The sequence below is a fragment of the Streptococcus sp. genome, assembly GCF_019414905.1.
GTDB lineage: Bacteria > Bacillota > Bacilli > Lactobacillales > Streptococcaceae > Streptococcus.
Window position 1 is genome coordinate 1 of record NZ_DXLC01000078.1, and the last position, 9,307, is coordinate 9,307.

Annotated in this window: 7 protein-coding genes, 1 pseudogene and 1 riboswitch; of the genes and pseudogenes, 5 read left to right on the forward strand and 3 right to left on the reverse strand. The window is 42.8% G+C overall.

Annotated elements, in window-relative coordinates:
- Positions 1 to 66 precede the first annotated feature (66 nt).
- The 4 genes from QZ359_RS02000 to QZ359_RS02015 all read left to right on the forward strand — a co-directional run bounded on the left by QZ359_RS02000 (position 67) and on the right by QZ359_RS02015 (position 5,757).
- Positions 67 to 2,403, forward strand: a complete 2,337-nt coding sequence (locus QZ359_RS02000; RefSeq protein WP_293957447.1) for an endonuclease MutS2 — start codon at positions 67 to 69, stop codon at positions 2,401 to 2,403.
- A gap of 163 nt (positions 2,404 to 2,566) precedes the next feature.
- A riboswitch (glycine riboswitch) is annotated at positions 2,567 to 2,655 on the forward strand.
- A gap of 90 nt (positions 2,656 to 2,745) precedes the next feature.
- Entirely contained in the window at positions 2,746 to 4,068 is a 1,323-nt protein-coding gene (locus QZ359_RS02005; protein WP_000891462.1) for a sodium:alanine symporter family protein, read from the forward strand.
- 131 nt (positions 4,069 to 4,199) lie between these two features.
- The gene (locus QZ359_RS02010; RefSeq protein WP_000206768.1) at positions 4,200 to 4,748 is read left to right on the forward strand and encodes a carboxymuconolactone decarboxylase family protein; all 549 of its coding nucleotides are present in this window, start codon (positions 4,200 to 4,202) and stop codon (positions 4,746 to 4,748) included.
- Between the two features lie 109 nt (positions 4,749 to 4,857).
- Positions 4,858 to 5,757, forward strand: coding sequence for a TDT family transporter (locus tag QZ359_RS02015; RefSeq protein WP_101785339.1), 900 nt, complete (start codon positions 4,858 to 4,860; stop codon positions 5,755 to 5,757).
- Positions 5,758 to 5,781: 24 nt separating this feature from the next.
- On the opposite strand, the gene serS is transcribed toward QZ359_RS02015, so the two are convergent.
- The 3 genes from serS to QZ359_RS02030 all read right to left on the reverse strand — a co-directional run bounded on the left by serS (position 5,782) and on the right by QZ359_RS02030 (position 9,008).
- Positions 5,782 to 7,056 carry a serine--tRNA ligase gene (gene serS / locus QZ359_RS02020; protein ID WP_101785337.1) on the reverse strand — a complete coding sequence of 425 codons (1,275 nt, stop codon included), beginning with the start codon at positions 7,054 to 7,056 and terminating at the stop codon, positions 5,782 to 5,784.
- Between the two features lie 213 nt (positions 7,057 to 7,269).
- Complete coding sequence (locus QZ359_RS02025; RefSeq protein ID WP_293957455.1) at positions 7,270 to 7,641, reverse strand: DUF956 family protein; 372 nt, start codon at positions 7,639 to 7,641, stop codon at positions 7,270 to 7,272.
- Positions 7,642 to 7,643: 2 nt separating this feature from the next.
- A complete protein-coding gene (locus QZ359_RS02030) occupies positions 7,644 to 9,008 on the reverse strand; it encodes an aspartate kinase (RefSeq protein WP_101785335.1) in 1,365 nt (454 codons plus the stop codon).
- 213 nt (positions 9,009 to 9,221) lie between these two features.
- On the opposite strand from QZ359_RS02030, the pseudogene QZ359_RS02035 reads away from it, so the two are divergent.
- Positions 9,222 to 9,307 (forward strand): annotated as a pseudogene (locus QZ359_RS02035) (enoyl-CoA hydratase); the annotation flags it as partial.

The following is a 9,307-nucleotide window of genomic DNA, read 5'->3' on the forward strand; positions in this document are numbered from 1 at the left end:
TGTTTACAGATTTGACTGAATGTAAAAAGTTACTACACCTAGACATTCAAAGACAAGGAAATAACGATGAATAAGAAAATATTAGAAACATTAGAGTTCAATAAGGTCAAGGCCTTGTTTGAACCCCATTTGTTGACCGATCAGGGCTTGGAGCAATTGAGACAGCTGGCTCCGACTGACAAAGCAGATAAAATCAAACAGGCTTTTGCTGAGATGAAGGAAATGCAGGCTCTTTTTGTTGAGCAACCGCATTTTACCATTCTTGCAACCAAGGAAATCGCAGGAGTCTGCAAGCGGTTGGAGATGGGGGCAGACCTCAATATCGAGGAGTTCCTACTCTTGAAGCGAGTACTTCTTGCTAGCCGAGAACTGCAAAGTTTTTATGCCAATCTGGAAAATGTTAGCTTGGAAGAATTAGCCCTTTGGTTTGAGAAATTACATGATTTTCCGCAATTACAAGGAAATCTCCAAGCCTTTAATGATGCAGGTTTCATTGAAAATTTTGCCAGTGAAGAATTGGCGCGCATCCGTCGAAAAATCCATGATAGCGAGAGTCAGGTACGCGATGTCTTGCAAGATTTGCTCAAGCAAAAAGCGCAGATGTTGACAGAAGGAATCGTTGCCAGTAGAAATGGCCGTCAGGTTCTACCTGTCAAAAACACCTACCGCAATAAGATTGCAGGTGTCGTTCATGATATTTCTGCTAGTGGAAATACAGTCTATATTGAACCCCGTGAGGTGGTCAAACTGAGTGAAGAAATTGCTAGTTTGCGAGCAGATGAGCGCTATGAAATGCTTCGCATTCTCCAAGAAATTTCTGAACGTGTCCGCCCTCATGCGGCTGAGATTGCCAATGATGCTTGGATTATCGGCCATCTGGACTTGATTCGTGCCAAGGTCCGCTTTATCCAAGAAAGGCAAGCAGTCGTTCCTCAGCTGTCAGAAAATCAAGAAATTCAACTGCTCCATGTCTGCCATCCTTTGGTCAAAAATGCCGTTGCAAATGATGTCCATTTTGGGAAAGATTTAACAGCCATTGTCATTACAGGTCCCAATACAGGTGGTAAGACTATCATGCTCAAAACCCTGGGCTTGACGCAGGTTATGGCTCAGTCAGGTTTGCCGATTTTAGCAGATAAGGGAAGTCGTGTTGGTATTTTTGAAGAAATTTTTGCTGATATTGGCGATGAGCAATCTATTGAACAGAGCTTGTCTACCTTCTCTAGCCACATGACCAATATTGTGGATATTCTTGGCAAGGTCAACCAACATTCACTCTTACTCTTGGATGAGTTGGGAGCTGGTACAGATCCTCAAGAGGGAGCCGCCCTTGCTATGGCTATTCTGGAGGACCTTCGCCTGCGTCAAGTCAAGACCATGGCTACAACTCACTATCCGGAACTCAAGGCCTACGGTATTGAGACAGCCTTTGTGCAAAATGCCAGCATGGAGTTTGATACTGCAACTCTTCGTCCGACCTATCGCTTTATGCAGGGTGTGCCTGGTCGAAGCAATGCCTTTGAAATTGCTAAACGTTTAGGTCTATCTGAAGTTATCGTAGGGGATGCCAGTCAGCAGGTTGATCAGGACAATGATGTCAATCGTATTATTGAGCAGCTGGAAGAGCAGACGCTGGAAAGCCGCAAACGCTTGGACAATATCCGTGAGGTGGAGCAAGAAAATCTCAAGATGAACCGTGCGCTAAAAAAACTTTACAACGAGCTCAATCGTGAAAAGGAAACCGAGCTTAACAAGGCGCGTGAACAAGCTAGTGAGATTGTGGACATGGCCCTAAGTGAGAGTGATCAGATTCTCAAAAATCTCCACAGCAAATCTCAACTTAAACCCCACGAAATCATAGAAGCCAAGGCCAAGCTGAAAAAATTGGCTCCTGAAAAAGTGGACTTGTCTAAAAATAAGGTCCTTCAAAAGGCCAAGAAAAAACGAGCTCCAAAGGTGGGAGATGATATCGTAGTTCTTAGTTATGGCCAGCGTGGTACCTTGACTAGTCAACTCAAGGATGGCCGTTGGGAAGCCCAAGTAGGTTTAATCAAGATGACCCTGGAAGAGAAAGAATTTGACCTCGTTCAAGCCCAGCAAGAAAAGCAAGTCAAGAAGAAACAAGTCAATGTTGTGAAACGAACTTCTGGTCGTGGTCCACAAGCCAGACTGGACCTTCGAGGCAAGCGCTATGAAGAGGCAATGAATGAGCTAGATGCCTTTATCGACCAAGCCTTGCTTAATAATATGGCTCAAGTTGATATCATCCATGGTATCGGAACAGGAGTTATCCGTGAAGGTGTCACCAAATATCTACAAAGAAACAAACATGTCAAGAGTTTCGGCTATGCCCCACAAAATGCTGGAGGCAGTGGTGCGACTATTGTGACATTTAAAGGATAGAAGTATTCTGTACCTTATAAAGTAAAAACTGTTGAACTAATTTTTACTAATAAACACATTGACAAAAGCCAACATTTTTTGTAAAATAAGAATCAATTAAATACCAACACCGAATGAAGTTTAATAGAAGTGGGGAATCGTTTGATTTTCCATGACTGTAAATGGACGGAACTCTGGAGAGACCGTAAAGGCACCGAAGGGGCAAGGCAGGCAACTGCTCAAACTCTCAGGTAAAAGGACAGAGCTAGGATAGACCGCTTTTTAGCATTTATCTAAGCATTCCAGAGTACATGTATCTTGCATGTGCTCTTTCTTTTGGGGTTGAAAAGATAGGAGAAGGAAATGTTAGAATTGCTTAAATCAATCGATGCTTTTGCTTGGGGCCCACCCCTTTTGATTTTATTGGTCGGGACAGGGATTTACCTAACTGCTCGTCTAGGACTCTTGCAGGTTTTGCGTCTGCCCAAGGCTTTCCAGCTTATTTTTACTAAGGACAAGGGGCATGGCGATGTATCCAGCTTTGCGGCCTTGTGTACAGCCCTCGCAGCGACAGTTGGTACAGGAAATATTATCGGGGTGGCTACGGCTATAAAGGTTGGTGGACCAGGAGCTCTCTTTTGGATGTGGATGGCCGCTTTCTTTGGAATGGCTACCAAGTATGCGGAAGGACTGCTAGCTATCAAATACCGTACCAAGGATGATCATGGTGCAGTAGCGGGAGGTCCAATGCACTATATTCTTCTAGGGATGGGAGAAAAGTGGCGTCCCCTTGCCATCTTCTTTGCCCTAGCAGGTGTGCTAGTAGCTTTGTTGGGAATCGGAACCTTCACTCAAGTCAACTCGATTACAGAATCTATCCAAAATACGACGACTATTTCGCCAGCCATCACAGCTCTTGTGTTGTCTGTATTTGTAGCAATTGCAGTCTTTGGCGGGCTCAAGTCCATTTCAAAGGTTTCAACTACTGTTGTTCCTTTTATGGCTATTATTTATATTTTGGGAACTCTTACAGTTATTTTCTTTAATATCGGGAAAATTCCTGCCACAATCGCTTTAATCTTGACCTCAGCCTTTAGTCCTGTTGCTGCGGTAGGTGGATTTGCCGGTGCTAGCATTCGGATGGCTATTCAAAATGGTGTGGCGCGAGGTGTGTTCTCGAACGAATCTGGTCTGGGTTCGGCTCCCATTGCAGCAGCTGCAGCTAAGACAAACGAACCAGTAGAGCAAGGTTTGATTTCTATGACAGGAACCTTTATTGATACACTCATTATCTGTACTCTGACTGGTTTGACCATCTTGGTGACTGGTGTTTGGAGTGGTGACTTGAATGGAGTGGCTTTGACTCAGTCAGCCTTTTCAACGGTCTTTTCACACTTTGGGCCTGCCCTCTTGACCATCTTCCTTGTGCTCTTTGCCTTTACAACGATTCTAGGTTGGAACTACTATGGAGAACGCTGTTTCGAGTTTCTCTTTGGGGTTCGTTTTATCTGGCTCTACCGTGTGGTTTTTGTGCTCATGGTCTTGTTGGGAGGATTTATCGAGTTGGATATGGTTTGGATTATAGCAGATATTGTCAATGCCTTGATGGCTCTGCCAAACTTGATTGCCCTCTTAGTTTTATCACCAGTTGTTATTGCTGAGACTAAAAAGTATTTTAATAAATAATGGAATCACACATCGCGTGTGATTTTTGGCTTTCATAAAAAATTTCTATCAGTGCAATTTAAAATATATATTATACACGGTATAGAATCTGTGATAGACTAGATTTCAACAACATGAAAAGAGGTTTTATGATGACAACATTTACAATTCATACAGTAGAATCAGCGCCAGCAGAAGTGAAAGAAGTTCTTGAAACAGTAGAAAAAGATAATAATGGCTATATTCCCAATCTAATCGGTCTCTTGGCTAATGCACCGACTGCTTTAGAGGCTTATCGTACTGTCGGAGCTATCAATCGTCGCAACAGCCTGACACCCGTTGAGCGTGAAGTGGTGCAAATCACTGCAGCCGTGACCAATGGTTGTGCCTTCTGCGTCGCAGGTCACACAGCCTTTTCAATCAAACAAATCCAGATGAATGATGATCTTCTGCAAGCCCTTCGCAATCGTACTCCAATCGAAACAGATCCTAAATTGGACACCCTAGCTAAGTTTACCTTGGCGGTTATCAATACCAAGGGTCGTGTAGGAGATGAAGCCTTGGCTGAGTTTCTAGAAGCTGGTTACACCCAACAAAATGCCTTGGATGTGGTTCTTGGTGTTAGCTTAGCAAGCCTCTGTAACTATGCTAACAACCTAGCCAATACACCAATTAATCCAGAATTGCAACCTTATGCTTAATTCATATCTGAGTAAAATGAAGTCTGAAATCAACGGACTTCGTTTTTTTAAGTCCTCATTTAAGCGCTTTTATGCTATACTGAAACTAACATGATTATTGGAGGTTAGGATGAAAAAACTCCCCTTGGTATTTTCTGGTTGTTTGCTAGGTTTAGCAGGAGCTGGAAATCTTATTTTAGATACGTTGCCGGTTCTATCCCATCTGTTGAGTCTTACTGGCTTAGTTTTGTGGATATACTTTCTGCTTCTACATCTCTTTAATTGGAAGGAAACTAAGCAAGAATTGACCAAGCCTCCTCTTTTGTCAGGAATGGCGACCTTTCCCATGGCTGGGATGATTTTATCGACTTATGTCCTACGCCTGTTTCCCAATCTTTCCTTGGTAGCACAAGGGCTCTGGTGGTTTTCATTTCTCTTGGATTTGGCTTTGATTGCTACTTTTACCATCAAATTTGCCTGTCCAGGTCGGAGGGTCAATGCGACTCCAAGCTGGACGGTGCTCTATGTGGGAATAGCAGTAGCGGCCTTGACCTATCCTCTTATTGGAATCATTGAAATTGCCTATGCGACCTTGAGTTTTGGTTTTGTCTTAACCTTCTATCTCTATCCGCTTATTTATAGGGATTTAAAGAAAGATCCACTCCCAGTGGCCTTGCTTGGACAAGAAGGAATCTACTGTGCTCCCTTTTCCCTACTCTTGGCTTCCCTAGTTCGAGTTGGAGGAGCAGGTCTACCGACTTGGCTCTTGATCGTCATGATTTTGGCATCTCAGTCCTTCTTTTTCTTTGTTTTGACTCGCCTGCCCCATATTTTAAAGCGAGGATTTCAACCAGCCTTCTCAGCCCTCACCTTCCCCACCATTATCACGGCCACATCGCTCAAGATGGTTCAGGGAATTTTGAAACTTCCATTTCTGGATTATCTGGTGTTTGCTGAAACCGTTATTTGCCTAACTATTTTATTCTTTGTATTGGGTGCTTATCTGATTTGGTTACGAAAAAAGGTCTAGCTAGAAATAGCTAAACCTTATTTTTTATGGTTTGATAACTTCAGCACCACCCATGTATGGACGAAGTGCTTCTGGAATAGTTACAGAACCATCTGCATTTTGGTAGTTTTCAAGAATAGCAGCAACTGTACGTCCAACTGCAAGTCCAGAACCGTTCAAAGTGTGAAGGAGTTTCACCTTGCCATCGGCTTCATCACGGTAACGGATTTGGGCACGACGGGCTTGGAAATCTTCTGTATTTGAACAGCTTGAGATTTCACGGTAAGTATTTTGCGCCGGAATCCACACTTCCAAGTCGTAAGTCTTAGCAGCTGAGAAGCCCATATCTCCTGTAGAGAGGGCAACGACACGGTATGGAAGGTTGAGTTTTTGAAGAATATTTTCAGCATTGGCTGTCATCTTTTCCAATTCTTCGTAAGATTCTTCTGGTTTGGCAAATTTGACCATTTCAACCTTGTGGAATTGGTGCAGACGAATCAAGCCACGTGTATCACGACCGGCAGAACCAGCCTCAGAACGGAATGATGGACTCATAGCGGTAAAGTAGATTGGCAGGTCTTTACCGTCAAGAATTTCATCACGGTAGTAGTTTGTAAGAGGCACTTCAGCTGTAGGAATGAGGACATAATTAGTGTCTTTCAATTCAAAAGTATCTTCCTTAAATTTTGGATATTGACCAGTACCAAACATAGAGTCATGGTTAACAATGTATGGTGTGATAACTTCCGTATAGCCTTCTTTACCGTGCTCATCCAACATAAAGTTGTAGATAGCACGTTCCAAACGAGCACCGAGTCCTTTATAGAAGAGGAAGCGAGCTCCTGTTACCTTACCACCGCGTTCCCAGTCAAGGATACCCAAGTCTTCACCAAGATCCCAGTGAGCTTTTGGCTCGAAGTCAAACTCGCGTGGAGTACCCCAACGGCGAACTTCCACATTGTCATCTTCATCAGCTCCGATAGGAACACTGTCAGCAGGGATGTTTGGAAGAGTAGTGGTAAATTCTGTCAATTTAGCATCGATGTCCGCCAATTCAGCATCCAAGGCTTTGACTTCAGCAGATAGGGTTTGCATCGCAGCAATCTTGTCATCGGCATTTTCCTTGTTGCGCTTGGCTTGGGCAATCTCAGCAGAAACTGTGTTACGTTCTGCTTTGAGCGTTTCAACCTTGACCAAGATGTCACGACGTTTAGCATCGATTTCTTTCATCTCATTTAAGATAGCAGCATCTACACCACGTGTAGCTAATTTTTCAGCGACAGCCTCAAAATCTGTGCGAATACGTTTAATATCTAACATAAGAACTCCTTTATGAAAAAAGCACACCTGACAAAGCGTTGGAGTGGCAGGGCCACGGTTCCATCCAACTTCACAGGTGTGCACTTGATTGTATATGTAATTGTGAACAACGGTAGAATTTCACCTATCCCTCCTATCTGCTCGCAGCACCCGCAGACTTTCTGAAAGAAGGAGATAACCTACTTATCCGTTGCTATGATTATACTAAAGTTTCTACTTTTTTGCAAATAGATTTTTAAGTTTTTGACCAATGGTCTGAATTAGGGTCGGAAGCTTGACGACTTTGTCGTTGCCCAGTTTTTCGCGAGCAATTTTGAGAATGGCACCTGAGTCTTTTGATGCAAAGAGGAATTTTCCTCTGTCTGTAAAGACTTCGAAGTGGCGACTGATTTTGCGACCAGTGACGTTGGCTCCGATTTGCTGAATGCTGGACCAGGGGATTTGGATATATTGTTCGACATTGACATCAGGATAAAACTCTAAGGCTTGATCCCCAACTAGAAATTTTCCAACTTTTCCAGAGATAGAGAGGTAAGATGTTCCAGTGGTTTGGAGGTCAATGGCTTGATTGAGTGATTGGGCCATGATTAATCTTCCTTACTTTCACCGAAAAAGGCATGATAGAGAGCCTTGATAGCTGCTTTTTCTTGCTCTTTATTGACAACAAACATGATGGAAACTTCACTTGAACCTTGGGACATCATCTGGATGTTGATTTTATTCTCAGACAAAGCACGTGTTGCAGTAGCAGTTACCCCGATATGGCTCTTCATCTTTTCTCCGACAATCATAATGATGGAAAGGTCATGTTCGATTTCAGCATGGTCCACTTCAGCCTTTTGAACGAGTTGACGTAGAATTTCTTCTTCTTTGATAGGAGTCAATTCACGGGAGCGGAGGATGATTGAAAGATCGTCTATACCTGTAGGCATGTGTTCCCAACCGATATTGAGGTCCTCAAGGATTTGAAGAACCTTGCGACCAAACCCTACTTCACGGTTCATGAGGTATTTTGACATGTTGATGCTGACGAATCCTGAGTCACCCGCAATCCCGACTACTGGGAATTTATCACTACTGTGTTCTAAAACAATGCGTGTTCCTGGGTGGTCAGGGTTGTTGGTATTCTTGATGACAAGAGGAATTTTTCCGCGGTAAGCAGGAAGAAGGGCCTCGTCATGAAGGACTGAAAATCCAGCGTAAGCCAACTCACGCATTTCACGGTAGGTTAATTCAGGAATGGAGTGAGGTTGGTGGATAATACCAGGATGGGCAGCAAAGATACCATCTACGTCTGTAAAGTTCTCATAGAGATCAGCCTTAACACCTGCTGCAATGATAGAACCTGTGATATCTGAACCACCACGTGAAAAAGTACAGATTTGATTTTCCTTAGTCACACCAAAGAAACCAGGGATGACAAGAACTTCGGTGCTATCAGCCAAGCCTTCAATCTTGTCATAACTAGATGGAATGATACGTGCATTTCCTGGTTCACTTGTGACAACAATCCCAGCTTCTCTTGGGTGAACATAGCGTGCATCGATGCCGTTTTGGTTAAAGTAGGCTGCAATCAATTTGGCATTGTTATTTTCTCCAGCAGCTAGGAAGGTATCATAGAGAAATTCATTGTCCTCTATAGGAAGAGTTGCCAAGGCCCGAATACTTTTAGAGATTTTTTCTAAAACAGCAGGTTTTAACCCTAGTTCACTGACCATAGCGGCATAACGATCAATGATCCAGCTTTGACTAGCACTGATGTCATTACCAGCCACATAGTCGCGATAGTATTTAATCAAGGCATCAGTTACCTTAGTATCTTCAGCATTGCGTTTGCCGGGTGCAGAAACGACGACAAAACGGCGCTCTTTATCGCTTTTAACGATGTTTAAAACTTTTTCTAATTGACTAGCAGAGGCAAGAGAGCTACCTCCAAATTTAACAACTTTCATAAGAACTCCTAAAGTAAGTATTTTATACGATTATAGCAGAAAGAAAGCCTTTTTTCAAATGAAGAAAATAAGCTATTTTACAGGAAAAGATAAGGAATCTAAAATCGGCTGAGACACTTATTACATTCTTATTCTTGCTTTTTTAGAATAAAAAAGATATACTTTGAAAATAAAATAATTTAACTTGCTTATAAAAATAAAAAAGGAGTCCAGATGGAACATATTATTTATCAGCTTGAAGAGGATTTGGCAATTATTACTTTAAACCGTCCTGAGGTCGCAAATGGTTTCCATATTCC

Bases quoted from the DNA above. Each gene is read 5' to 3' on its own strand.
- QZ359_RS02000 (WP_293957447.1), top strand. From the start codon at position 67: ATGAATAAGAAAATATTAGAAACATTAGAGTTCAATAAGGTCAAGGCC.
- QZ359_RS02005 (WP_000891462.1), top strand. From the start codon at position 2,746: ATGTTAGAATTGCTTAAATCAATCGATGCTTTTGCTTGGGGCCCACCC.
- QZ359_RS02010 (WP_000206768.1), top strand. From the start codon at position 4,200: ATGACAACATTTACAATTCATACAGTAGAATCAGCGCCAGCAGAAGTG.
- QZ359_RS02015 (WP_101785339.1), top strand. From the start codon at position 4,858: ATGAAAAAACTCCCCTTGGTATTTTCTGGTTGTTTGCTAGGTTTAGCA.
- serS (WP_101785337.1), bottom strand. From the start codon at position 7,056: ATGTTAGATATTAAACGTATTCGCACAGATTTTGAGGCTGTCGCTGAA.
- QZ359_RS02025 (WP_293957455.1), bottom strand. From the start codon at position 7,641: ATGGCCCAATCACTCAATCAAGCCATTGACCTCCAAACCACTGGAACA.
- QZ359_RS02030 (WP_101785335.1), bottom strand. From the start codon at position 9,008: ATGAAAGTTGTTAAATTTGGAGGTAGCTCTCTTGCCTCTGCTAGTCAA.